The 22,736-nt window shown below is 49.6% G+C and carries 26 protein-coding genes and 1 other RNA gene; 18 read left to right on the top strand and 9 right to left on the bottom strand.

The window, feature by feature from the left end; genetic code table 11:
- The first annotated feature begins 71 nt into the window (after window positions 1–71).
- Window positions 72–968, top strand: coding sequence for a LysR family transcriptional regulator ArgP (locus UF06_RS15670; RefSeq protein WP_045571258.1), 897 nt, complete (start codon window positions 72–74; stop codon window positions 966–968).
- Window positions 969–1,074: 106 nt separating this feature from the next.
- The gene (locus tag UF06_RS15665) at window positions 1,075–1,770 is read left to right on the top strand and encodes an oxidative stress defense protein (RefSeq protein ID WP_045571257.1); all 696 of its coding nucleotides are present in this window, start codon (window positions 1,075–1,077) and stop codon (window positions 1,768–1,770) included.
- Window positions 1,771–1,837: 67 nt separating this feature from the next.
- Here UF06_RS15665 and serA read toward each other — a convergent pair whose 3' ends face one another.
- The 5 genes from serA to zapA all read right to left on the bottom strand — a co-directional run bounded on the left by serA (window position 1,838) and on the right by zapA (window position 5,143).
- Entirely contained in the window at window positions 1,838–3,067 is a 1,230-nt protein-coding gene (serA, locus tag UF06_RS15660; protein ID WP_045571256.1) for a phosphoglycerate dehydrogenase, read from the bottom strand.
- A gap of 259 nt (window positions 3,068–3,326) precedes the next feature.
- Window positions 3,327–3,983 carry a ribose-5-phosphate isomerase RpiA gene (gene rpiA, locus UF06_RS15655; protein WP_039430508.1) on the bottom strand — a complete coding sequence of 219 codons (657 nt, stop codon included), beginning with the start codon at window positions 3,981–3,983 and terminating at the stop codon, window positions 3,327–3,329.
- Between the two features lie 54 nt (window positions 3,984–4,037).
- Window positions 4,038–4,637, bottom strand: coding sequence for a 5-formyltetrahydrofolate cyclo-ligase (locus tag UF06_RS15650; protein ID WP_045571255.1), 600 nt, complete (start codon window positions 4,635–4,637; stop codon window positions 4,038–4,040).
- A gap of 5 nt (window positions 4,638–4,642) precedes the next feature.
- Window positions 4,643–4,827, bottom strand: a non-coding RNA gene (gene ssrS / locus UF06_RS24585) — 6S RNA.
- A 4-nt stretch (window positions 4,828–4,831) separates the two neighbouring features.
- Window positions 4,832–5,143, bottom strand: a complete 312-nt coding sequence (gene zapA, locus UF06_RS15645) for a cell division protein ZapA (RefSeq protein ID WP_045571254.1) — start codon at window positions 5,141–5,143, stop codon at window positions 4,832–4,834.
- A 247-nt stretch (window positions 5,144–5,390) separates the two neighbouring features.
- Between zapA and UF06_RS15640 the strand changes: the two genes are divergently transcribed.
- Genes UF06_RS15640 through UF06_RS15630 form a run of 3 tightly spaced genes read left to right on the top strand, consistent with a single transcriptional unit; the run spans window position 5,391 to window position 8,394 of the window.
- A complete protein-coding gene (locus UF06_RS15640) occupies window positions 5,391–5,966 on the top strand; it encodes a YecA family protein (protein ID WP_045571253.1) in 576 nt (191 codons plus the stop codon).
- 11 nt (window positions 5,967–5,977) lie between these two features.
- Window positions 5,978–7,156, top strand: a complete 1,179-nt coding sequence (gene ubiH / locus UF06_RS15635) for a 2-octaprenyl-6-methoxyphenyl hydroxylase (protein WP_045571252.1) — start codon at window positions 5,978–5,980, stop codon at window positions 7,154–7,156.
- Window positions 7,157–7,170: 14 nt separating this feature from the next.
- Window positions 7,171–8,394 (top strand): FAD-dependent 2-octaprenylphenol hydroxylase, encoded by a 1,224-nt coding sequence (locus UF06_RS15630; RefSeq protein WP_045571251.1) that lies wholly within the window; start codon window positions 7,171–7,173, stop codon window positions 8,392–8,394.
- Window positions 8,395–8,465: 71 nt separating this feature from the next.
- On the opposite strand, the gene UF06_RS15625 is transcribed toward UF06_RS15630, so the two are convergent.
- The 3 genes from UF06_RS15625 to ygfZ all read right to left on the bottom strand — a co-directional run bounded on the left by UF06_RS15625 (window position 8,466) and on the right by ygfZ (window position 10,699).
- The gene (locus tag UF06_RS15625; RefSeq protein ID WP_039430501.1) at window positions 8,466–8,672 is read right to left on the bottom strand and encodes a DUF1107 domain-containing protein; all 207 of its coding nucleotides are present in this window, start codon (window positions 8,670–8,672) and stop codon (window positions 8,466–8,468) included.
- Between the two features lie 571 nt (window positions 8,673–9,243).
- On the bottom strand, window positions 9,244–9,732 hold the full coding sequence (locus tag UF06_RS15620; protein WP_045571250.1) for a YbaK/EbsC family protein: 489 nt from the start codon (window positions 9,730–9,732) through the stop codon (window positions 9,244–9,246).
- Entirely contained in the window at window positions 9,725–10,699 is a 975-nt protein-coding gene (gene ygfZ / locus UF06_RS15615) for a tRNA-modifying protein YgfZ (RefSeq protein WP_045571249.1), read from the bottom strand. Before ygfZ ends, UF06_RS15620 begins: the two co-directional genes overlap by 8 nt.
- Before the next feature lie 228 nt (window positions 10,700–10,927).
- On the opposite strand from ygfZ, the gene UF06_RS15610 reads away from it, so the two are divergent.
- Entirely contained in the window at window positions 10,928–11,188 is a 261-nt protein-coding gene (locus tag UF06_RS15610; protein ID WP_045571248.1) for a succinate dehydrogenase assembly factor 2, read from the top strand.
- Window positions 11,079–11,573 (top strand): protein YgfX, encoded by a 495-nt coding sequence (locus tag UF06_RS15605; RefSeq protein WP_319024028.1) that lies wholly within the window; start codon window positions 11,079–11,081, stop codon window positions 11,571–11,573. Before UF06_RS15610 ends, UF06_RS15605 begins: the two co-directional genes overlap by 110 nt.
- A gap of 33 nt (window positions 11,574–11,606) precedes the next feature.
- Here the strand turns inward: UF06_RS15605 and nadB are convergent, their stop codons facing one another.
- A complete protein-coding gene (gene nadB, locus UF06_RS15600) occupies window positions 11,607–13,214 on the bottom strand; it encodes an L-aspartate oxidase (RefSeq protein ID WP_045571246.1) in 1,608 nt (535 codons plus the stop codon).
- A 351-nt stretch (window positions 13,215–13,565) separates the two neighbouring features.
- On the opposite strand from nadB, the gene rpoE reads away from it, so the two are divergent.
- The 11 genes from rpoE (at window position 13,566) to acpS (ending at window position 22,729) form a co-directional block, all read left to right on the top strand.
- Window positions 13,566–14,144: an RNA polymerase sigma factor RpoE gene (rpoE, locus tag UF06_RS15595; protein WP_039430495.1), complete on the top strand. Its 579-nt coding sequence runs from the start codon at window positions 13,566–13,568 to the stop codon at window positions 14,142–14,144.
- A 28-nt stretch (window positions 14,145–14,172) separates the two neighbouring features.
- Window positions 14,173–14,793, top strand: a complete 621-nt coding sequence (locus UF06_RS15590) for a sigma-E factor negative regulatory protein (RefSeq protein ID WP_045571245.1) — start codon at window positions 14,173–14,175, stop codon at window positions 14,791–14,793.
- Window positions 14,790–15,761: a sigma-E factor regulatory protein RseB gene (gene rseB / locus UF06_RS15585; RefSeq protein ID WP_045571244.1), complete on the top strand. Its 972-nt coding sequence runs from the start codon at window positions 14,790–14,792 to the stop codon at window positions 15,759–15,761. The genes UF06_RS15590 and rseB overlap by 4 nt, the downstream gene beginning before the upstream one ends.
- Window positions 15,758–16,228: a SoxR reducing system RseC family protein gene (locus UF06_RS15580; RefSeq protein WP_045571243.1), complete on the top strand. Its 471-nt coding sequence runs from the start codon at window positions 15,758–15,760 to the stop codon at window positions 16,226–16,228. The genes rseB and UF06_RS15580 overlap by 4 nt, the downstream gene beginning before the upstream one ends.
- Window positions 16,229–16,341: 113 nt before the next feature.
- Window positions 16,342–18,135, top strand: a complete 1,794-nt coding sequence (gene lepA, locus UF06_RS15575; protein ID WP_045571242.1) for a translation elongation factor 4 — start codon at window positions 16,342–16,344, stop codon at window positions 18,133–18,135.
- 107 nt (window positions 18,136–18,242) lie between these two features.
- Window positions 18,243–19,142 carry a signal peptidase I gene (gene lepB, locus UF06_RS15570; protein WP_045571241.1) on the top strand — a complete coding sequence of 300 codons (900 nt, stop codon included), beginning with the start codon at window positions 18,243–18,245 and terminating at the stop codon, window positions 19,140–19,142.
- 22 nt (window positions 19,143–19,164) lie between these two features.
- On the top strand, window positions 19,165–19,842 hold the full coding sequence (gene rnc, locus UF06_RS15565) for a ribonuclease III (protein ID WP_045571240.1): 678 nt from the start codon (window positions 19,165–19,167) through the stop codon (window positions 19,840–19,842).
- Window positions 19,835–20,803: a GTPase Era gene (gene era, locus UF06_RS15560; protein WP_045571239.1), complete on the top strand. Its 969-nt coding sequence runs from the start codon at window positions 19,835–19,837 to the stop codon at window positions 20,801–20,803. The genes rnc and era overlap by 8 nt, the downstream gene beginning before the upstream one ends.
- A gap of 84 nt (window positions 20,804–20,887) precedes the next feature.
- Complete coding sequence (recO, locus tag UF06_RS15555; protein WP_045571238.1) at window positions 20,888–21,619, top strand: DNA repair protein RecO; 732 nt, start codon at window positions 20,888–20,890, stop codon at window positions 21,617–21,619.
- Window positions 21,616–22,347 carry a pyridoxine 5'-phosphate synthase gene (pdxJ, locus tag UF06_RS15550; protein ID WP_045571237.1) on the top strand — a complete coding sequence of 244 codons (732 nt, stop codon included), beginning with the start codon at window positions 21,616–21,618 and terminating at the stop codon, window positions 22,345–22,347. Before recO ends, pdxJ begins: the two co-directional genes overlap by 4 nt.
- 1 nt (window position 22,348) lies before the next feature.
- Window positions 22,349–22,729, top strand: coding sequence for a holo-ACP synthase (gene acpS / locus UF06_RS15545; protein ID WP_039430485.1), 381 nt, complete (start codon window positions 22,349–22,351; stop codon window positions 22,727–22,729).
- Window positions 22,730–22,736: the final 7 nt, after the last annotated feature.

Raw genomic sequence — 22,736 nt, 5'->3', positions numbered from 1 at the left:
TAATAAGTGTAATTAATGATTTTAATCATATATAAGAATGTCTAATTATTAGTTCAGGGTGGGTTATTTGGATGCGCGGATTGGATTACAAATGGATAGAAGCGCTTAATGCCGTGGTAACACAAGGCGGTTTTGAGCGGGCGGCGGAGGAGCTGTTTATCTCCCAATCGGCTATCTCCCAGCGAGTGAAACAGTTGGAGAAGTTCCTTGCACAGCCCGTATTGATTCGCGAGCAACCACCCAAAGCGACCCCCGTTGGCAAGAAATTAATTGGCTTATATCGACGTATTCGCCTGCTTGAGCATGAATTGATTCCCGAACTGATGAACGACGATGTATCAAGACCGGTGCAGTTGGCACTGGCCACTAACGCTGACAGCCTTGCGACTTGGCTCTTGCCCGCGCTGAAAGAGGTGATGACGCAACGACAAGTGGAGCTCAATTTGGCTATCTATGGTGAGTCGCGCTCGATTGAAAAGCTGAAAAGTGGCGAAGTAGCTGGTGCGATCAGTTTGGAATCTCAGCCAATTACGGGGTGTCGAGCCGATTATTTAGGCCGAATGGACTATGTGTGTGTGGCCAGCCCGGATTTTGTTCGCCGCTATTTCCAGCAGGGCGTGAACTACCAGACGCTCAGCAAAGCGCCTGCGGTTTCCTACGATCAGTACGATGATTTACATCGCAAGTTTCTTTCGGATCACTTCAATATTGCCAGAGATAGCGTAATCAACCATAACGTGGGCAGTTCTGAGGCGTTTGTTCGATTAGCCGTATCGGGAATCGCCTATTGTTTGATCCCAAAATTGCAAATTGAAAGAGAGTTAACCGCGGGCGAACTGGTGGATATTACTCCGGGTTTTCTGCTCTCCAACCGTATTTACTGGCATCATTGGCAATTGGAAACGGGGATTTTGCAAGAAATCTCCCAAGCGATTATCAGCTATGCTCAGTCCCATCTTCCGCAGTAGAGATGTGCTGAGCGCGTCAAAATTGTGTAAGAAATCATCGCCAGATATTGGTTAATTGGCCAAACCTTCTATTATCAGAAGTGTCTGATAATAGAAGGTTTGATAAATGAAACGGTTCTCTCCTTATCTGCTTGTTAGTGCGCTTATCACCAGCACGCCAGCCTTGGCCAATACGCTGAATTTTGCCCACCTCTCGACGACGGGCTATGGTGAAGTGGTTGCGATTCCCGATAGTGCGGTGTTTTCTGTCAAAGTGGTTGAATCCAGCATGACGGCGGAGTCGGCCAAGCAGTCGGTTGATAGTACAGTCGATACTTTCCTCAATAGCCTCAATAAAGCCGGCATCGGTAAAGAGAGTATTCGCAGCTCCAATCTTTATCTTGCCCCGCAGTATCACTATCCAAACAATGCTAAGCCTGAACTTATTGGCTATCGCGCTTCACGCAGCATCACGGTGCAAGTGGACGATCTCTCGGCGCTCAACAACTATTTAGATCTGGCGCTCAATGCAGGGATCAATCAGATCGACAGCGTCGAGCTTAAAGTCAGCAATGAAGCAGAATATCAGCAACAAGCGCGCTTAGAAGCGATTAATGATGCGCGGCAAAAAGCCAGTTCACTGGCGAAAGGTTTCGGTAAAAACTTGGGCGAAATCTGGCAGATTAACTACAATCAGCCCAATGTGCAGCCAGTGTTGATGCGTTCTATGGCGATGGATGCAAAAGCGGAGTCAAACAGTTATCAGGACTCCAGTTTGATCATTCGTGATCAGGTGGATGTGATCTATCAGCTCGCGGAATAAAAGCGAAGTGGCAAAAGTAAAGGGCAGAAGAATCTGCCCTTTTGTATGATTTCTCGTGAATGTGCGATTAGTGCAGAATGCGCGCGCGGATCGTGCCTTCAATCTCTTTCAGTTTCACCAGCGCTTCTTCGGAGCGTTCTGTTTCAACGTCAATCACCACATAACCGATATCAGCTGAGGTTTGTAGATACTGACCTGCGATGTTGATCCCTTCTTTGGCAAAAATGGTGTTGATTTGCGTCAGAATGCCCGGACGGTTTTGGTGGATGTGCAGCAGACGTGAACAACTGCGATGTTCTGGCAGAGAAACCTCAGGGAAGTTCACACTAGACAGCGTTGAGCCGTTGTCAGAGTACTTAGCCAGTTTGCCCGCCACTTCAACGCCGATGTTTTCCTGCGCTTCCTGAGTGGAACCACCGACGTGTGGGGTGAGGATGACGTTGTCGAATTTTTGCAATGGTGACTCAAAAGGATCGGCGTTGGTTGCCGGCTCCACTGGGAAGACGTCGATAGCCGCGCCCGCCAAATGGCCCGATTCCAAGGCGTGGCAGAGCGCTTCAATATCCACTACAGTACCGCGTGCAGCGTTGATGAAAATAGAGCCTGGTTTCATGCGCGCGAACTCTTCCGCCCCCATCATATCTTTGGTATCTGGGGTTTCAGGTACGTGCAGCGAAATCACATCACACTTGTTAAGTAGCTCGCTCATAGTGTGCACTTGCGTCGCGTTACCCAGCGAAAGCTTGTTTTCAATATCGTAGAAGTAAACGCGCATCCCTAAGTTTTCAGCAATAATGCCCAGCTGAGTACCAATGTGGCCGTAGCCGATAATGCCTAGGCGTTTACCACGCGCTTCATAGGAATTGTCAGCACTTTTCTTCCAAATACCACGATGTGCCAGCGCATTTTTCTCAGGAATGCCACGCAGTAACAGGAGAATTTGCCCAAGGACAAGTTCCGCTACGCTGCGGGTATTGGAAAACGGCGCGTTGAACACTGGAATACCACGTTTGGCCGCCGCATTAAGGTCTACTTGGTTGGTACCGATACAGAAACAACCAATCGCAACCAACTTTTGTGCCGCATTGATCACGTCTGCGGTCAAGTTGGTGCGGGAACGAATGCCGATGAAGTGCGCATCTTTAACCGCTTCGATAAGTTTTTCTTCTGAAAGAGAACCTTTATGGTACTCGATATTGGTATAACCAGCGGATTGCAGTACTTCTACCGAAGATGGGTGAAGGCCTTCAAGAAGTAAGATCTTAATTTTGTCTTTTTCCAGTGAAACTTTGGCCATTGTTATCGTCCTTAAAATGGAAAGGTGGGCTAATGTGGCGCACATGCGGCAAAACGGCTAAAAGTGATAAAATTAACAGTTTTGTTATAGGACAAACGTTTCCTTGTGCGTCTTCTGTTCAATAAAGTAACAAAAAAAAATTGCTTTGGGTAAGAAAATTACGGAATAAGAGATAATTTTCTTAGTGAAAGTGATAAAAAACGGTGCCCTAAGGCACCGTCTGTAAGCAAATAACGGAAATAAGCACAAAGCCAGCGAATTATTCCTCGATTTTTGCCCCTTGTGGTGTGCCCGTGATCACCACATCGGCACCGCGATGAGCAAACAAACCAACGGTGACCACGCCAGCAATGCCATTGATTTGGCTCTCTAGCTCTTTAGGGTTGGTGATCTTCATCCCGTAGACATCGAGGATCACGTTACCGTTGTCGGTGATAACACCTTCGCGGTAGCAAGGGTCGCCACCAAGCTTAACGAGCTGACGAGCGACATAAGAGCGAGCCATTGGGATCACTTCAACAGGCAGAGGGAAGGTGCCCAGTACATCAACGGCTTTTGTGCCATCAACGATACAGATGAACTTATCGGCAATCGCTGCAACAATCTTTTCGCGAGTGAGCGCAGCGCCGCCGCCTTTGATCATTTCGCGATCGGCGTTGATTTCGTCAGCGCCGTCGACATAGATATCCAGAGACGCTACTTCGTTGCAATCAAACACTTTAATACCAAGTGCTTCGAGTTTCTCGGTAGAAGCGACCGAGCTAGAAACCGCCCCTTTGATCTCTTCGCTCATGGTGCCCAGAGCATCGATGAAGTGATTAACGGTTGAGCCAGTACCAACGCCAACAATACTGCCTTTCTCTACATATTTCAGTGCTGCCCAACCAGCGGCTTTTTTCATTTCATCTTGAGTCATGCTCATCTCCTGAATTGATGAAGGGGGTAAACGGTGCCGCGCGATTATAGCGAGTTAGTGCTCGATTTCCCATTGCCAGATCTGGCTTGGAGTCACGATCTTGGGCAAAGGAATATCCCATGCTTCGACAGGCAACGCTTCCACGTATTGGCAATCGTGAGCGATGCCGATCGGCTTGGCGCCCACTCCGGTAGTAAACCAGCCCGAGAGCGTGCGGTCATAATAACCGCCCCCCATGCCGAGACGATGTCCGTGGCGATCAAAGCCAACTAATGGGGTGCAAATCAAATCCAATTTTGCCTGCGGTTGAATCAGCCTTAGGTCGAGTTTGGGCTCAAGAATGCCATAGCGGTTGTAGACTAAAGCAGTTTGCGGCGTGTAATGCAAAAACAGCAATTGTCCTTGAGAGAAAGGATGAATGACCGGCAGATAGACGGCTTTGCCTTGTTGCCACAGCCAGTGGATCAGCAGCGAGGTATCCAACTCTCCGTCTGAAGAGAGATAGAGTGCGATATGCTGCGCTTGCGGCAGTTCGCTTAGCTGCGAAAACTGGTGGATAAGATCGAGAGCGGCTTGATATTGAGTATCGCTGCACAAGGCATTGCGTTTAGTGCGGATTAAGCGGCGAAAATCTTGACGAGACAATGTCTGCATAGAAAGGGTACCCCAGAGTGCCGTTGCGGATTATGGCCCTTGAACCAGCTGGTTCAAGGCGGATCGGCAATGATAACCGTAGGCTTCTCGGTGCGAGCCAAGCTTGCTCAATAGCTATCAAGTACCAACCCTTGGTTGTTGCTTATCGGCTCAGGGACGTAAATCCCGCTGACAAACACTCCAGGGTAAATTCTTTAGCGATGCAATCCTTGCTTGACGCTACTTAAGGCTTCTTCAATAGAAGCGGTCAATTTTTCCATCCGTTCAGTAAGGAGTACCTGTTGTTGATTCTCTTCACTGAACTTACTGTTGAGTTCATAGCAGATGTTGAGTGCTGCGAAGGTCAACAATTGGGTCTCATTAGTTACCTTAGTACGTTCACTCATCTCTTTCAATCGGCGATCGAGATCTTGAGCCGCGGCAACCAATGCCTGTTCTTGCCCTGCCGGACAGCTGACACGGGTCATTTTGCCAAGAATTTCAACGTCTACCGCTTGGTTGCTCATGATGAATTAACTCTGTAACGCGTTTACTTAGGTATTGTACTCAACAACGACCGAGGAGCAAACTATAGGTAAAGCGCTCTGAAGATTCAAGCTTTTCACCATGCCTCTGAGTGAAATGTCATGGCAAAGTGACAGTAATTGGACAATTTGCTTAATTGCTATTCAGAAAACCGTGACGTCGTCGTTTTCGCCCCACGGTCTAAATGGTACGATTGGCGCTACCAATTTTTCATCACAAGACTGAATCATGAGCGAAATTCAATTGCCAAGCTACCCACAAGCATCTGCCGTACTAAAAAGTGCCAGTTTGGCCGTGACGCCTGCTGAATTACACGGCTTGCTGTGTGGCATGTTGAGCGGTGGATTGCCACTTGACTCTCTGAGTTGGCAGCCAATGCTGTTTGACTACACCAATGATGGTATGGGATGGCCAAATGAAGCGCTAACGTTGGCCGAGAATCTATTTAAAGCGACCACTGCCGAACTGACCAGCAGTGAGATCGAGCTGAATCTGATCTTACCAGATGACTCAGGAGACGAGGCGCTGTTTGCTTTGGCTGATGGCTTGTCCGATTGGGTGAACCACTTTATTTCAGGCCTTGGTCTTGCTGGGGCAAAAGTGAACCAAGCGTCGACAGTGGCGAAAGAAGCGCTGTCAGACATGGAAGAAATTGCCCGCCTCGGTATCGACGAAGAAGAAGATTTAGCGGAACAAGCTGAACTGCTCGAACAGGTGATTGAGCATGTTAAAGCGTGCGCCTTGATCATCCACGCAGAATTCGGTGCGAAAGCTGAGAAGCAAGATAACCCAACGATTCACTGATGGAGTAGGCGATGGCGCAATATGATGTTGTGATTGCGGGCGGTGCGATGGCAGGAGCCACTTTGGCTTTGGCTATTGCCCATTTGAGTGGGAATAGATTGCGTGTGGCGGTGGTTGAGCCTCATGCGGTAGAGACGCAGTCGCACCCTGGCTTTGATTCGCGCTCGATTGCGCTCTCATTCGGTACCGTTACCTTATTGAAACGTTTTGCCCTTTGGGACGAGATGTTGCCTTTGGCCACGCCGATCCGCCATATTCACGTTTCCGACCGTTCGCATGCGGGCATGACGAACATTGGCGTGCAAGAAGTGGGGGTGGAGGCGTTAGGCTATGTGGTGGAGTTGGCCGACGTTGGGCGATTTTATCAGCAGCGGCTACAACATCATCCGTCGATAGACGTTTATCTGCCTGATGCCGTTATCGATGCGCAGCGTGACCCGCAACAAGTTCAGTTGACGTTGCAAAGTGGCCAATCGCTGACCTCACGTTTGCTGGTGGCCGCCGATGGGGCCATCTCGTCGTGTTGTGAGCAACTTGGCCTCGCGTTGCAAAAGCACGATTTCCAGCAAACCGCGATCATTGCCAATATTGTTACTCAGGAGTCGCATCTCGGTCGGGCGTTTGAGCGCTTTACTGAACATGGCCCGCTGGCGCTACTCCCGATGTCTGACAATCGCATGTCATTAGTCTGGTGCTTGCCACCGCAAGAGGCGGCGCGAGTCATGGCGTTGTCTGACAGCGAGTTTCTCGGCCAGTTGCAACAGGCGTTTGGCTGGCGTTTAGGCGCATTCAAGCGAGTGGGGCAACGTGTGAGTTATCCATTGGTACTGCACCATAGAACGCAAAACATTTCCCACCGCTTTGCCGTAGTGGGTAACGCCGCGCAAACCTTGCATCCAATCGCTGGGCAAGGGTTTAATTTGGGCATTCGGGATGTCGCCAGCTTAGCTGAAGAAATTGTCAACTCAGCGCAAGATGTTGGCGCTTACCCAACGCTGATGCGCTTCAAGCAAAGACGAGCAGCAGACCGCCGTAATACGATTCAAATGACAAGTGCCTTAGTGCATATTTTTTCCAATGATTACCTTAGCTTGCGCCTCGGGCGTAATCTTGGCTTAGGGTTGATGGACAATCTTTCGCTGTTAAAACAACCTTTACTTCGCCAGACTTTAGGGCTGGTGAGCCGATAACGAGTAAACAAAGCATGATGCAAAGTGTAGATATTGCCATCATTGGTGGTGGCATGGTCGGACTGGCGTTAGCCGCCGCCTTCAAAGAGAGCGAGCTGCGCGTTGCAGTCATTGAAGGCCGAGTGCCAGAAACACAACTTAGTGAGCTGCCCGATGTGCGTGTATCGGCGCTGAGTCGTTCGAGCGAAATCATGTTGCGTAAACTCGGCGCTTGGCAAGGCATTATTGAACGCCGTGCGGCTGCCTATCAGTCGATGGAAGTGTGGGAGCAAGACAGTTTTGCCCACATCAATTTTGACGCAGCGAGCATGGCGCAGGACAACCTTGGTCACATTGTAGAAAATCGTGTTATCCAACTGGCTCTGCTAGAGCAGGTGGAAAAAATGGATAACGTGACGCTTTTAATGCCGGCGCAATGCCAGTCTATGGCGGTGGGTGAAAGCGAGGTTTGGCTTTCACTTGATAATGGTCAGGCGTTGACGGCCAAGTTGGTGGTCGGGGCCGATGGGGCAAACTCTTGGGTGAGGCAGCAGCAAGATATTCCGTTAACCCACTGGGACTACGGTCACACCGCGATTGTGGCAAATGTGCGCACCATGGAAGCGCACGACAGCGTGGCGCGGCAAATCTTTACGCCCGATGGGCCACTGGCATTTTTACCTATGTCTAAAGGCGACATGAGCTCGATCGTTTGGTCTTGTGTACCGGATAAAGCGCAAGCCCTAATGGCATTGAGTGAAGAACAGTTTAATAAAGCGCTGACCAGTGAGTTTGATGTGCGTTTAGGGTTGTGTGAAGTGGTTGGTGAGCGCTTTGCTGTGCCACTTAAAATGCGCTATGCACGCGATTTTGTACGTGAACGGGTCGCGCTGGTGGGCGATGCGGCGCACACCATTCACCCTTTGGCTGGTCAAGGGGTTAATCTTGGGCTACTGGATGCAGCGAGCTTGGCTCAAGAGGTGCTGGCGTTGTGGCGCAGCGGTCAAGACATTGGTGCTCAGCGCAATTTGCGCCGTTACGAGCGCTGGCGCAAAGCTGAAGCGGCAAAAATGATCGCCGCGATGCAAGGCTTTCGTGATCTGTTTGCCGGGCAAAACCCGTTGAAAAAACTGCTACGTGGTGTGGGGATGACGGTGGCGGGAAAACTGCCGGGAGCCAAGGGTGAAATCATTCAGTATGCGTTAGGTCTGAAAGGAGAATTGCCTGATCTGGCACGTACGTCTGTGATACACAATTAAATGCAAATAGTTGCGCATAAAAATGCAAAAGGGCTGGTTCTCCAGCCCTTCTTTTTGATTCAATCACGATGCTAAGCGTAGGCGCATCGAAGTCGCATGATTTCCTGATTCACTTCTTTGACAGTCTGATAATGTTTTTTATCCGCTTTCTCAGGCAAGATGAGTTTTCCGTTATCAAACTCAAACTTGCCCACACCATAGATATAAATTCTTCCCTTAAAAAGACGACTTACATGCTTGGCTATCATACCCGGCGTATAGCGCTTAAACAGTCTCATATAGGTCTCCTTTCTCTCAAGCTGCACCGTCATTATACCGATTGGCGTATCTGAATAATGTGATATGTGCAGGTTAAAATAGAGCTAAGTATTATTCATTCAGATAATTGTGCTGTCATTGGCGGTTTTAAAAGTCAGTTGGATCAATTTAGTGATGTCTACCCCAAAAACAGTTTTTACGCTCATCTGAGCGTCTGTAACTGACACGAGAGCCACGCCACCTTGACTTATACGCGCCGTATTAGGCAATGGTTTTGTTACAGAAATAAGAATAGTTGATATTTTTTTGTTACGCGAAGCTGTGCAGGAAAGAAAAGAAAAAAAGCCCGCAGCAGCGGGCGAATAGTCACAGATGCATTACACAAAAGTGGATTTACTGAACAGTGTCAGTGGATTCACTTAGGCTGAGATGGTTTTTGTACGAAACTCACTCAGCCAAATCAGAGTAGCCTAATTTAATCTTTGTGACTATTTATGTTTTTTAAATGACTAAAAATTCCATGTGAGATTTATTTAGTTGTGATGCTAGTCAATAAATTGTGAGGGTGTTCACATTGTTTGCATCTAAAAATCAGAGGTCGCTCGGCTCCCGACAGATGGCAGCCAGTTGCGGTTGGCAAAGTGAGAGTAAACTTTTCAGTTCCAATTTGAGCCCTGCCATCAAATTGCCGCTGCTGATCGTGACCCATGGCTCGCTCAGTAGGGTTGAGTCGAACACGATTGGCATGGTGGTCTTTAATAGCAAAGGTGTCACCGTGCCAATATCATAGCCAGTGATTTCGGCCACTTCGGCTTTATCGACACACGTCATACGTCGATAACCGAACAGTGCGCGAACTTTTTTCGGATCAACGCTGCGATCGCCGGGGGCACAGGCCAACACATAGCGGTCGCTCATATCTCGCAGCAAAATGCATTTTACTATCTGTGCCGGGCGAATCCCTCTTTGCTGAGCCGCGTCTTCAATGCTGGTCGCAGGCGTCTGGTGGTGAAGCAGGTGATAACTCACCTGCTGCTGTTGGAGATACTGCGTGAGCGCGGTAGCGATGGGATCACTCATCGGCAAGTGAATAGGGCAGTGGCAGGATGCGCCAGCGAGTTTCAGGCTGCTCTGCAAGGCGAAGTTCTGTCTCTGGAGCGAGGTCATTTGGCAACACCATCAAGCCTAACGCTTGTTGGTCACTAAATTGATAGCAGTGCATTAGCTCGCCCGCTTTACGCCAGTTTTCTCCTACGCTGCGTTCGAGCGTAATCGGCTGCTGTGCGTTCAGTGCGAGCGGACAGTCGCCAGAGACTATATACATCGCGCGTTTGTTGATGCCGCGATATTTGGCACGAGCGACGGTTTCTTGCCCGGTGTAACAGCCTTTCTTAAAGCTTATCCCGCCCACAGCCTGCAGATTGACCGCTTGTGGAATATGTTCACCTTGAGCGGATAGGGGAATGCGCGGCGCTGCTTGTAAAATGTCATACAAATCCCAGAGCGAATGCGTGGTCAAAGGGGCATTGAACTTGGCCAAGACACTTTCGACTGCTTCTGGTTCAACGATCAAAAGCCACTGCTTGTCCGTTAGTTGCACGGCGGTCGCGTGCTCCAGTGCACGCAGTGCGCCGCGCGCCTCACCGCTAAGTGAGTTAATGCAATCTGTGGCTTTGACGCCGCTGATCCCAAATAACACTTTCTCGCTGATCTGAATGTCAACTTTGGAAAAAATGGCGTATTTCTTCAGCTCTTGCAGTTCAATTTCAACGGCAGATTGGTCTTGCAGCATGGCGTAGCCATCTTGAAAATGAAACAGACGAAAGGTCGACCAAAGTTTGCCTTTGGCATCGCAGTGTCCACCCCAAACGATTTGATCCGCTTGCAGCGAGACCACATCGCAAGTCACTTGACCTTGCAGGTATGACTTTTTGTCGTTGCCAGTGATGGTCACTAGGCTTAGGTTGTCCAGCAGGCTGACCGCCAATTCTGGCAACGCTTCGCTGCTGCTCAATTCGAGGCGGGAGAACAGATTCTTCCATTGCATAAGAAAAATACCTATCAATACGGTTGGTAATGCGACGATGAGGGATGCGCGCTTGGCACCGCAGCGTCATTTGTCTCTATGTTAATCCGTGCAGCACGCTTTGTCAGCACAGCAAAAACAGGGTCTTATTCAGTGGGTGAGATTGCAGTTTGTGACAGACACACTAGTGGCGGACTGACAGCCTTGTTACACTCCGCCTCAATAAAAACATAAGGTGAGGAATAACCGATGTACACTACGGAAGAAAAAGCACGCATCAAATGGGCCTGTCGTCGTGGCATGCTGGAGCTTGATGTGGTGATCATGCCTTTTTTTGAAGAGTGCTTTGAAAGCCTAAATGAGAACGAACAGCGCGATTTTGTATCGCTGTTGGAAAGCGATGATCCGGATTTGTTTACTTGGATTATGGGCCACGGACGCAGTGAGAACTTGGGTCATGCCTCAATGGTCGATAAAATTGTCGCTCACAACCTCAGCAAGGTACGTTAATCTTACCTGTTTTTCATCTCGTAAAGCCCATTGGCTCAGTGCTGGCGTGTTCAGCCTTGCTTTGTGGGCTTTAGTCTACTCTGCCTTGCCGCTGGTGACGCTTTTCCCTTTGTTCACCATTTTGCTGCAGCGTTATCAAAACCGAGACATCCTCTATCCGCAGTTGCAGGGCCATCTCTCTTTGTCTTTTTCGGGGCGCTTAAAATTGGGCCAGCAACAATGGCAGCTCGCTTGGGTCAATAGTCAGTTCTATTGGTGGTTTATCAGTTTAAAAACCGCCTCGGGTGAACGATTTTTGATTTGGCGTGACAGTTGCCAAGAAGACGAATATCGCCAACTGCTGGTCGTCATCAAGCAGCTGCAAATGAAAAGGGAGCTAACTTAGCTCCCTTGCATGATGACTCACAGAACAGAGCAATTAACGCTCTGGGGTGAGAATGGTCGGCGCACTGTGCTCCAATTGCTGAGGATAATCCAAGGTATAGTGCAGGCCTCGGCTTTCTTTGCGTTGCATGGCGCAGCGAACCATCAGTTCCGCCACTTGCAGCAAGTTACGCAGCTCAAGCAAGTTGTTAGAAACTCGGAAGTTACTGTAGTACTCGTGGGTTTCTTGCTGCAGTAACTGAATGCGTCGCAGCGCGCGCTCAAGGCGTTTGTCGGTGCGAACGATACCCATGTAATCCCACATAAACAGGCGCAGTTCATGCCAGTTGTGCTGGATGATCACTTCCTCATCGCTGCAAGTCACTTGGCTTTCATCCCAGTTGGGGAGTGAGGGTGCCAGCGTGACGTGCTTGTGTTTTTTCAGTACGTCTTTGGCGGCGGCCCACGCATAGACCACACATTCGAGCAGCGAATTCGACGCCATGCGGTTCGCGCCGTGCAAACCTGTGTAGCTGACTTCGCCAATCGCGTAGAGATTTTCCAAGTCGGTTTGACCGTTTTTGTCGACCATAACGCCGCCGCAGGTGTAATGAGCGGCAGGAACGATTGGAATGGGTTCTTTGGTCATGTCGATGCCCAAATCCATTAGGCGCGAGTAGATCATCGGAAAATGCTTCGTGATGAAATCGGCAGGCTTGTGGCTGATGTCGAGGTACATACAATCCGCGCCCAGGCGTTTCATTTCAAAGTCGATAGCGCGAGCGACGACATCACGCGGTGCTAACTCCTCGCGTGCATCAAAATCAGGCATAAAGCGCGATCCGTCTGGACGACGCAGATAAGCGCCTTCCCCGCGCAAGGCTTCTGTTAGCAGGAAGTTGCGCGCTTCTGGATGGTAGAGACAGGTTGGATGAAACTGGTTGAACTCAAGGTTAGCGACACGACATCCGGCACGCCAAGCAATGGCAATGCCGTCTCCAGAGGAAACATCTGGGTTTGAAGTGTACTGGTACACTTTGGATGCGCCGCCAGTGGCCAATACCACAAACTTAGCGCGAACCGTTTCGACGTGTTCAGCGTTGCGATTCCATACGTACGCGCCGATCACCTTATTTTTGTCGCCACCAATTTTGTCTTCGGTGATCAAATCTAGGGCGTTATGACGTTCTAAAACTTGGATATTGGGGTGATTGTGTGCGTTGTCTTGTAAGGACGTTTGCATCGCCATGCCCGTGGCGTCAGCCGCGTGCAGGATGCGCCTGTGGCTGTGTCCGCCTTCTCGGGTAAGGTGATAGCGTGGCTCGTCATCGGAGTCATCTTCTTCTCGATCGAAAGGCACGCCGCCATCAATCAGCCATTGCACACACTCTTTGGCGTTTTCGGCGATAAACTTCACCGTCTCTCGCTCGCACAGGCCATCGCCGGCTATCAGTGTATCTTGGATATGCGACTCGATACTATCTGACTCGTCAAAAACAGCGGCGATACCACCTTGTGCGTAAAAAGTCGCGCCTTCGCTGCGTGGCCCTTTACTCAACACGATAACTTTACAGTGATTGGCGACTCGCAAGGCTAACGATAAACCCGCAGCACCACTGCCCACCACTAACACATCACATTCATGTTCACGGTTTGCGTTCATAAAATTTTCAAAATCCCGAGCTAAAGTGAACCAGGTCACTTTGGTATATTCAGCACCTCATGTGCATCCAATCTGCATAACACACCGACACTGCCGGCGAAGAAAGCCCTAGTCAGCACAAACCGCCATTGCATTTCTCACTCTGTCCATCCAGAATCAATGGCAGAGCGTGTTTATTACATCACATCACGAACCAATATTGACAAAATATTTAAGAAAGCGTGGAACTTTCTTGTTGGTCACAAGTCACAATAGTGCTCAAGTAGACAGTGGTGTCAATACTACATTATGCATAATTATTGCCCATATCTGTAAAGAGAAGGGTCATAACGAATAGGAGTATCCGCTCGAATGAACGAGCAGCTTACCGATCAAGTATTGATTGAGCGAGTTCAGAGTGGCGATAAGCAAGCATTCAACCTATTGGTGATCAAGTACCAAAATAAAGTATGCAATCTTATTTCCCGATATGTCAGTAATCCTGGCGATGTCCCCGACGTTGCTCAGGAAGCTTTTATTAAAGCTTATCGTGCGATTCCAAGTTTTCGTGGCGAAAGTGCCTTTTACACTTGGCTATATCGAATTGCGGTAAACACTGCCAAGAACCATATTGTTGCGCAGAGTCGTCGCCCGCCTGCCACCGATGTGGATGCTGAAGAAGCTGAATTTTATGAGACAAGTAACGCCTTAAAAGAAATATCGAACCCAGAGAACTTAACGTTGTCCAACGAACTGAAACAAGTCGTTTTCGATGCGATTAATGCGTTACCCGAAGATTTGAAAACCGCAATGACTTTGCGCGAGCTAGATGGCTTGAGCTATGAAGAAATTGCAGAAGTGATGGATTGCCCTGTAGGAACGGTACGTTCGCGTATCTTCCGTGCTCGTGAGGCGGTGGAAAAGAAAATTCAACCTCTTTTGCAACGCTAGTACCAGTAATAACAATGGTGAATTAAGAATGGCTGATAAAGAAAAGCTTTCGGCACTCATGGATGGTGAAACGGTCGATTTGGCCTTGTTGCGAGAAATCGAGCAAGATCAAGACAGCCTCGATTCTTGGCGTCATTATCACTTGATTGGTGATGTGATGCGTGGCGAAGGGCCAAGCCAACCACAATGGAACATTGCCGAAAGTGTTGCCCTAGCACTGGAAGATGAGCCAGTACATCGCGCTCATCAGCATCGGATTGTGGAACTGAGCCAAGTTCCGCGTGAATCTCAGCCTTCCCCACGAGAGGCGAAAAGGCAATTGCCTGCTTGGCTTTCTCAGTTTGGTCAGGTGGCGGTTGCAGCTTGTGTTTCATTGGCGGTGATCATTGGTGTTCAGCAATATGGCGGCAGTGATTCCAGCGTGCCTCAAGCGGAACAGTTGCCCGTTTTGCAAACCATTCCTTTTGCAGGCAGCGCAGAGCCCGTGAGTTTGACGCGTGAATCGGTAGAAAAATCGATGACTGATGCGTCTTTGCAAGAGCAGCGTAAGCGGGTTCATGCTATGTTACGCGACTACGAACTCCAGTTAAGATTAAATAGTGATTCATCCATGCTTGAGGATGAGCAACTTAAATCGGAAATTGAATGAAGAAATTCCTGTTCAGCGTTTGTGCTCTGTTCAGTGTGATGACTCCTCAAGCCTTTGCTAGCGACAAGCCGGCAGAGGCTTTATTGCATCAAATGAGCGAAGCCAGCCAAAATTTGAGCTATGAACTAGCTTATATTCTCATCAAGAAGAACAGCATTGAGCCTTTGTTGTACCGTCACGCCAACAAAGATGCTCTGCAATATGCGCATTTGGTCTATTTAAGTGGTCCGGTCCGTGAAGTGATCAAACGGGGCAGTGAAGTCAGTTATATCGAACCTGGCATTGAGCCTTTCACCATCGAAGCCGGAGAAATGGTTGCCCCCGTGATGCCCATGCTTGGCAGTGACATCGACCATCTGCATCGCTACTACGATTACGTCCAAGTGGGCCGAGCGCGTGAAGCAGGCTCGCCCTCGCAAGTGATCCGGATTGTCCCTAAAGATGGTTTGCGTTATTCCTACGTCATCTGGATTGATGAGCAGAGCAAGTTGCCATTGCGAGCTGATTTGGTGGATCGCGACGGGGAAGTGCTTGAGCAGTTCAGAACCATCTCCTATTCCGTCAATCAACAGATCGCTGAGCTGATGAGCGGCTTGAAAGATGTCCAGTTACCTGCGGTTCTGAGTTTGCCCAAAGGCGCCGTCGATCAAAGTAATTGGAGCGTCTCTTGGGTGCCGGAAGGCTTTGAGCCCAATGAGCTCAACCGCTACCGTCTGGCGTTAACGGAACAGATGGTTGAGAGCCAACTGTTCAGTGACGGTTTGTTCAGCTTTTCAGTGTATGTCAGTGAAAAAGATGCTCATTCGCTCAAAGGGCAATTAGTACGCCAAGGGCGCCGTACACTCAATAGTGCAGTGCGTGGTAATTACGAGATTTCCGTGGTGGGTGACATTCCACCAACCACAGCGCAGCGTATTATCCAATCTGTAACCTTCTCCACCTCGCAGGCTAAGGGGAGTTCGCAATGATGACGGCACTGGCGACGGTCACTCAAGTGACCGCTCATCAACAACATTTTTCAGTGGAACTGAGCTGCGAGCAGCAAACCAGCTGCAATAGCTGCGCCTCACAAAAGAGCTGTGGCACTGGTATTGTCAGTAAAGCCGTTGGGAAAAAAGCCTTAGCGTGGCACCTGCAAACCCAGCAGCGCTTGCTGGTGGGAGAGGTGGTTGAAATCGGCATCTCAGAACAAAACGTGCTGCGATCGGCATTGATTGTTTATGTTGTCCCTTTAATGGCGTTGATATTAGGCGCCATGGTTGGCCAGTTATTGTTGGTTCCTTTGCTTGGATTGGGTGAAGGGATCGTCATCGCCGCTTCGGCCATCGGGGCTGGATTGGGGTTACTGACGGCGAAAAAACTCGCCCGCGCTACTGAACAGCAAAGTGCACAACAGGTCATTTTACTGCGAACCTTCGGCGCGCCTATTGCCTAAATTATGATGCGCCTCGCCCTGAAATTGGGTAGAATCTGCCAACTTAACAGAAATGCCGCCTTTGAGCGGCGTTTCTATGTCCCAGAATTAAAGAGTTTAGTCACCCCAAATCTATGAAGCACATTCGTAACTTTTCGATTATCGCCCATATCGACCACGGTAAATCGACCCTATCAGACCGTTTAATCCAAGTTTGTGGTGGATTGAGCGACCGTGAAATGGCAGAGCAAGTTCTAGACTCAATGGAACTTGAACGTGAGCGTGGTATCACCATTAAAGCGCAGAGTGTGACACTCGACTACCAAGCTAAAGATGGTGAAACCTACCAGCTCAACTTTATCGATACCCCAGGGCACGTGGACTTCTCTTACGAAGTATCGCGCTCGTTAGCGGCTTGTGAAGGCGCTCTGCTGGTGGTAGATGCTGGTCAAGGGGTAGAAGCTCAGACGCTTGCGAACTGTTACACCGCGATCGAAATGGATTTGGAAGTCGTGCCAATTCTGAACAAAATTGACCTACCAGCGGCCGAACCTGAGCGTGTGGCGGAAGAGATCGAAGACATCGTTGGTATTGATGCCATTGATGCGGTTCGTTGTTCTGCCAAGACGGGTTTGGGCGTCGACGACGTGCTCGAGAAGATTGTTTCTGCCATTCCTGCCCCAGAAGGCAACCCAGAGGCGCCGCTGCAAGCTCTGATCATCGATTCTTGGTTTGACAACTATCTTGGTGTGGTATCGCTGGTGCGAATCAAACACGGCCATTTGAAGAAGAACGACAAGATCAAAGTGATGAGCACGGGTCAGGTGTGGGGCGTGGATCGCCTTGGCATCTTTACACCAAAACAAATCGATACCACTGAACTCAATACGGGCGAAGTAGGTTGGGTGGTTTGTGGTATTAAAGACATTCTTGGCGCGCCAGTGGGCGATACCTTGACGCTGGCGAAAAACGGTGCAGAAAAACCGCTACCGGGCTTTAAGAAAGTCAAACCACAGGTGTATGCAGGCCTGTTCCCTGTTGCTTCTGACGACTATGAAGCGTTTCGTGACGCACTTGGTAAATTGAGCCTCAACGACGCTTCTCTGTTCTATGAGCCAGAAACATCAGCGGCACTTGGCTTTGGTTTCCGTTGTGGCTTCCTTGGCATGCTGCACATGGAGATCATCCAAGAGCGTCTTGAGCGTGAATACGATCTTGACCTGATCACCACAGCGCCGACCGTAGTTTATGAAGTTCTGAAAACCAACAAAGAAACCATCTATGTCGATAGCCCAGCGAAACTGCCAGCAATTAACGATATTGATGAGATTCGTGAGCCGATCGCGCGTTGTAACATTCTTGTGCCAGCAGACTACCTCGGTAACGTGATTACCTTGTGTATTGAGAAGCGTGGTACGCAGGTTGACATGGTTTACCACGGCAACCAAGTGGCGCTAACCTACGACATTCCAATGGCTGAAGTGGTACTGGATTTCTTCGACCGTTTGAAATCGACCTCACGTGGTTACGCCTCGCTTGATTACGGTTTCCAACGCTTTGAAACGTCAGACATGGTGCGCGTAGACGTTCTGCTCAACGGTGACAAAGTAGACGCACTAGCGATCATCACCCATAAAGATCAATCGCAGACTCGTGGTCGTCAGTTGGTTGAGAAAATGAAAGAGTTTATTCCTCGCCAAATGTTTGATATCGCGATTCAAGCGGCCATCGGCAACCACATTATCGCCCGTTCAACCGTGAAGCAACTGCGTAAGAACGTATTGGCGAAATGTTACGGTGGTGACGTTAGCCGTAAGAAAAAACTGTTGAAGAAGCAGAAAGAAGGTAAGAAACGCATGAAGCAGATTGGTAACGTCGAACTGCCGCAAGAAGCGTTCCTTGCGATTCTGCACGTGGGTAAAGATTAATTTCCTTGAACTTTATCCGCCTGACATCGGTCATACGACGATAGAAACTCAACAAGTGAAAGGGTTCTCGCCCTTTCACTTTCGTATTTTTTAGATAAGGGAAGTCAATGGCGACGATATTTTCACATCTCCTGGTTATCGCCACTCTAGTGACTGGCGTCATTTGGGTACTAGAAAAGCTGGTTTGGAGCAAACAACGTCAACAGAAAGTGGCGGAAATTGAAGCGCAAACCAACTCCGGTCTGGATGCAGCGACACTGGCAAAAGCGAAAATGCAGCCTTGGTGGATTGAAAATGGCGTCTCGATTTTTCCAGTGATCGGCTTTGTACTGATTCTGCGCTCTTTTATCTATGAGCCGTTTCAAATCCCATCGGGCTCTATGATGCCAACCTTGCTGGTCGGCGATTTCATCTTGGTGGAAAAATACGCTTACGGCTTGAAAGATCCGGTATGGCGCACCCAGTTGGTCGAAATGGGCAAACCGGAGCGCGGTGATATTGTGGTATTTAAATATCCGCCTTCACCGAACATCGATTACATCAAACGTGTCGTCGGTTTACCGGGTGATACAGTGCGCTACGACAGAAACAAAGAACTTTGTATTCAGGCGAAAGGGCAGAATGAGTGCAAATTGGTGGCGCGCAACAATGTGGTTGAGAGCGAATTCTCGCAAGGTGGCATTCCACTCATGCAGTTGGATGAAACCTTGGGCGAAGTGAAACACCGCATTCTGATTGATACCACGCGCAGCGATCGCATCAGTGCTTACCGTCCTCGTAGTGGCGTAAACGAGTGGGTCGTTCCACAAGGGCACTATTTTGTCATGGGCGACAACCGCGATAACAGTGCTGACAGCCGATTCTGGGGCTTTGTGCCAGAAGCTAACTTGGTGGGTAAAGCCGTCGCTATCTGGATCAGCTTTGAGTTTGATCGCAGCACCGACAGTTTCTTGCCATCATGGATCCCAACCGGAGTGCGTTTTAACCGCATCGGCGGCATTCACTAACATAAATGACTATCGAGAGAGTATGAATTCTCCTATTGATCAACTAAGTAAGAGGCTCGGCTATCAATTTAACGATGCTGAGCTGATCAATCTGGCGCTGACTCACCGCAGTGCCAATGGTAAACACAATGAACGTCTTGAGTTTCTGGGCGATTCAATTTTAAGTTTTGTCATCGCTGATGAACTCTATCACCGCTTTCCTAAAGTGAATGAAGGGGATATGAGCCGCATGCGTGCGACCTTAGTACGCGGAAACACATTGGCAGAGCTGGGCCGAGAGTTTGGTCTGGGAGATTACTTAAAATTAGGTCCAGGTGAGTTGAAGAGTGGCGGTTTTCGTCGCGACTCGATTCTGGCTGATGCGGTCGAAGCCATTATTGGTGCCATTTATCTAGATAGCGATCTGGAAGTGGTGCGTGGCATCGTCTTAAGCTGGTACAACGCTCGTCTGGAAGCCATCAAGCCTGGCGTATCACAGAAAGACCCAAAAACCCGTTTGCAGGAGTTTTTGCAAGGCAGAAGAAAACCGCTGCCGATCTACACAGTGACTAATATTAAAGGTGAAGCACACAACCAAGAATTCACGGTTGAGTGTGATGTCGCGGGTATGGACAAACCTGTGATCGGAAAAGGTACCAGCCGCCGCAAGGCAGAACAAGCGGCTGCTGAAACGGCTCTGGAGCAGTTAACCAATGGCTGATAACGAATTCGATATCGACGCGTTTTTCGCGTCAGAAGAGAAGCAACAACCTTCTTCACCTGAGAATCAACATTGTGGTTTTATCGCCATCGTTGGTCGTCCTAACGTAGGGAAATCGACCCTGCTCAACAAGATCTTAGGGCAGAAGATTTCCATTACCTCACGTAAGCCGCAAACCACGCGTCACCGTATTATGGGCGTGGACACGCAAGGCGATTACCAAGCCATCTACGTTGACACTCCGGGGCTGCACATTGAAGAAAAGCGCGCCATCAACCGTTTGATGAACCGCGCCGCTAACTCGTCACTGAGCGATGTCAATCTGGTGTTTTTCTTGGTTGACGGTACCAACTGGACTGCTGATGATGAGATGGTGCTGACCAAGCTACAAAAAGCCAATTTCCCTGTCGTGCTGTGCGTGAACAAAGTGGATAACGTGCAAGATCGCAATGAAGTGATGCTGCACATGATGGAGATGTCGAAGAAGATGGACTTCGTCGACGTGGTGCCCATTTCGGCCAAGCATGGTAAGAACATTGACGTGCTGCGCAAGCACGTGCGTGAGCATCTCCCTAAAGCGGTACACCACTTCCCTGAAGAGTATGTTACCGATCGCTCGCAGCGTTTTATGGCGTCTGAAATTGTGCGTGAAAAGCTGATGCGTTTTACGGGCGAAGAGCTGCCATACTCGGTCACGGTGGAAATCGAACGCTTTGACTACAACCCAGAAACCGATGGTTTTCATATCAATGCGCTGATCTTGGTTGAGCGCAGTGGTCAGAAGAAGATGGTGATCGGGAAAGGTGGCGAGAAGATCAAAACCATTGGCCGCGAAGCGCGTCTGGATATGGAAGAGCTGTTTGGCCGCAAAGTCTACCTAGAAACGTGGGTGAAAGTGAAATCCGGTTGGGCAGACGATGAACGCGCACTGCGCTCGCTCGGATACATTGATGATCTGTGATTGGACAAGCGAACGTATCGCTCCGCAATCATGACCGTAGGGAGCCAACTGGCTCCTTATTTTTATGGATGAAACAGTCGCATAATGAACCCAAGTGACGGCTTACAACGCTGCTTTATTTTGCATCGTCGCCCTTACAGCGAATCGAGCCTGATCCTCGACGTTTTTAGCGAGGAGTATGGTCGGCTGACTATTTTATCAAAAGGGGCGCGTAGCAAGCGTTCCAATCTCAAAGGGGCACTGCAGCCTTTTACCCCGCTGTTGCTCAAATGGTCAGGTAAAGGGTCAATGAAAACTCTGCGCCAAGCCGAGCCGATCAGCCTTGGCTTACCGCTGTCGGGGATCACCCTGTATTCGGCCATGTACGTTAACGAGCTGCTTGGACGTGTTTTGGCGGCGGAAGTGGCGATGCCGGGGTTGTTTCATGATTATCTATTTGCGTTAACTGAGTTGGCGCAAAACGACAATCCGGAACCCGCTTTGCGCCGCTTTGAACTGGCGCTGCTGTCGGCGATGGGCTATGGCGTGGATTTTTTACACTGCGCAGGCAGCGGTGAACCGGTCGATCCCGACATGACTTACCGCTACCGTGAGCAAAAAGGGTTTATTGCCTCTGTACGTATGGATAATCTGACTTTTTACGGCAATGAACTGATTGCGATTAGTGAGCGGCGCTTTGTCACCCGAGAGCAACTTAAAGCGGCAAAACGCTTTACACGTATGGCCTTAAAGCCGTATCTTGGCGGCAAACCTTTAAAAAGTCGGGAATTGTTCATACAGACACGAATTCCCCGAGCAAGGAGTATTGAAAAATGAGCTCAATTTATCTGGGTGTTAACATCGATCACGTTGCAACGTTGCGTAATGCCCGTGGGACCAAGTACCCTGATCCTGTCCACGCCGCAGAAATTGCCGAGCGCGCTGGCGCAGACGGCATCACCGTTCACCTACGTGAAGATCGCCGCCATATTACTGATCGCGACGTGCGTATTTTGAGCGAAACCATCCAGACGCGAATGAATCTGGAAATGGCCGTCACCGACGAGATGGTGGAAATTGCCCTGCAAACCAAACCGGAATACGTCTGTTTGGTGCCTGAAAAGCGTGAAGAGCTGACAACCGAAGGCGGTTTGGATGTGGCTGGTCATCTGGAGAAAGTCAAAGCGGCGACGCAAAAACTGACTGACGCGGGCATTAAAGTGTCACTGTTTATCGATGCCGACCGTGAACAAATTGATGCGGCGAAAGCTTGTGGCGCGCCGTTTATTGAGTTGCACACCGGTCACTATGCCGACGCAGAAACCGAAGCGGATCGGCTCAACGAGCTGAAGAAAATCGCCGCTGGCGCCAGCTATGCTGCCGATTTAGGCATCACAGTGAACGCCGGTCACGGCCTCACTTACCACAATGTGGCACCGATCGCCGCGTTACCAGAGATCTACGAGTTGAACATCGGCCATGCCATCATTGGTCGTGCGGTGTTTGACGGGCTAGAAAAAGCGGTCGCGGATATGAAAGCGATCATGGTTGCGGCGCGTAAGTAAGATGGCGATTGTGGGGCTTGGCACTGACATTGCTGAAATCGAGCGGGTGGAAAAAGCACTCGCTCGCAGCGGCGAAGCGTTTGCCGAGCGCATTCTAAGCCAATCCGAACTGGCGGTGTTCCACTCGACGAAGCAGCAAGGGCGCTTTCTTGCCAAACGCTTTGCGGCGAAAGAGGCGGCATCCAAAGCCTTAGGCACGGGCATTGCTCATGGTGTGACCTTTCATGATTTCACCGTCAGTAATGATGAGCATGGTAAGCCTTGTTTGCATCTTTCCGGTAAAGCGTTACAGCTCGCTGAGCAGAGACAGGTTGTCCATAGCCATTTGTCGATTTCCGATGAGCGCCACTATGCGGTGGCGACCGTGATCTTCGAATCGTAGTGGCTTA

Source organism: Vibrio sp. S234-5 (genome assembly GCF_000960595.1).
In the GTDB taxonomy this organism is placed as follows: Bacteria; Pseudomonadota; Gammaproteobacteria; order Enterobacterales; family Vibrionaceae; genus Vibrio.
Note: the sequence above shows the minus strand (reverse complement) of the source record. Positions and strands in the feature narration are given on the sequence as shown.

Excerpts from the sequence above, each read along its gene's own strand:
- UF06_RS15670 (WP_045571258.1), top strand. The coding sequence starts at position 72 with ATGCGCGGATTGGATTACAAATGGATAGAAGCGCTTAATGCCGTGGTA.
- UF06_RS15665 (WP_045571257.1), top strand. The coding sequence starts at position 1,075 with ATGAAACGGTTCTCTCCTTATCTGCTTGTTAGTGCGCTTATCACCAGC.
- serA (WP_045571256.1), bottom strand. The coding sequence starts at position 3,067 with ATGGCCAAAGTTTCACTGGAAAAAGACAAAATTAAGATCTTACTTCTT.
- rpiA (WP_039430508.1), bottom strand. The coding sequence starts at position 3,983 with ATGACTCAAGATGAAATGAAAAAAGCCGCTGGTTGGGCAGCACTGAAA.
- UF06_RS15650 (WP_045571255.1), bottom strand. The coding sequence starts at position 4,637 with ATGCAGACATTGTCTCGTCAAGATTTTCGCCGCTTAATCCGCACTAAA.
- zapA (WP_045571254.1), bottom strand. The coding sequence starts at position 5,143 with ATGAGCAACCAAGCGGTAGACGTTGAAATTCTTGGCAAAATGACCCGT.
- UF06_RS15640 (WP_045571253.1), top strand. The coding sequence starts at position 5,391 with ATGAGCGAAATTCAATTGCCAAGCTACCCACAAGCATCTGCCGTACTA.
- ubiH (WP_045571252.1), top strand. The coding sequence starts at position 5,978 with ATGGCGCAATATGATGTTGTGATTGCGGGCGGTGCGATGGCAGGAGCC.
- UF06_RS15630 (WP_045571251.1), top strand. The coding sequence starts at position 7,171 with ATGATGCAAAGTGTAGATATTGCCATCATTGGTGGTGGCATGGTCGGA.
- UF06_RS15625 (WP_039430501.1), bottom strand. The coding sequence starts at position 8,672 with ATGAGACTGTTTAAGCGCTATACGCCGGGTATGATAGCCAAGCATGTA.
- UF06_RS15620 (WP_045571250.1), bottom strand. The coding sequence starts at position 9,732 with ATGAGTGATCCCATCGCTACCGCGCTCACGCAGTATCTCCAACAGCAG.
- ygfZ (WP_045571249.1), bottom strand. The coding sequence starts at position 10,699 with ATGCAATGGAAGAATCTGTTCTCCCGCCTCGAATTGAGCAGCAGCGAA.
- UF06_RS15610 (WP_045571248.1), top strand. The coding sequence starts at position 10,928 with ATGTACACTACGGAAGAAAAAGCACGCATCAAATGGGCCTGTCGTCGT.
- UF06_RS15605 (WP_319024028.1), top strand. The coding sequence starts at position 11,079 with ATGATCCGGATTTGTTTACTTGGATTATGGGCCACGGACGCAGTGAGA.
- nadB (WP_045571246.1), bottom strand. The coding sequence starts at position 13,214 with ATGAACGCAAACCGTGAACATGAATGTGATGTGTTAGTGGTGGGCAGT.
- rpoE (WP_039430495.1), top strand. The coding sequence starts at position 13,566 with ATGAACGAGCAGCTTACCGATCAAGTATTGATTGAGCGAGTTCAGAGT.
- UF06_RS15590 (WP_045571245.1), top strand. The coding sequence starts at position 14,173 with ATGGCTGATAAAGAAAAGCTTTCGGCACTCATGGATGGTGAAACGGTC.
- rseB (WP_045571244.1), top strand. The coding sequence starts at position 14,790 with ATGAAGAAATTCCTGTTCAGCGTTTGTGCTCTGTTCAGTGTGATGACT.
- UF06_RS15580 (WP_045571243.1), top strand. The coding sequence starts at position 15,758 with ATGATGACGGCACTGGCGACGGTCACTCAAGTGACCGCTCATCAACAA.
- lepA (WP_045571242.1), top strand. The coding sequence starts at position 16,342 with ATGAAGCACATTCGTAACTTTTCGATTATCGCCCATATCGACCACGGT.
- lepB (WP_045571241.1), top strand. The coding sequence starts at position 18,243 with ATGGCGACGATATTTTCACATCTCCTGGTTATCGCCACTCTAGTGACT.
- rnc (WP_045571240.1), top strand. The coding sequence starts at position 19,165 with ATGAATTCTCCTATTGATCAACTAAGTAAGAGGCTCGGCTATCAATTT.
- era (WP_045571239.1), top strand. The coding sequence starts at position 19,835 with ATGGCTGATAACGAATTCGATATCGACGCGTTTTTCGCGTCAGAAGAG.
- recO (WP_045571238.1), top strand. The coding sequence starts at position 20,888 with ATGAACCCAAGTGACGGCTTACAACGCTGCTTTATTTTGCATCGTCGC.
- pdxJ (WP_045571237.1), top strand. The coding sequence starts at position 21,616 with ATGAGCTCAATTTATCTGGGTGTTAACATCGATCACGTTGCAACGTTG.
- acpS (WP_039430485.1), top strand. The coding sequence starts at position 22,349 with ATGGCGATTGTGGGGCTTGGCACTGACATTGCTGAAATCGAGCGGGTG.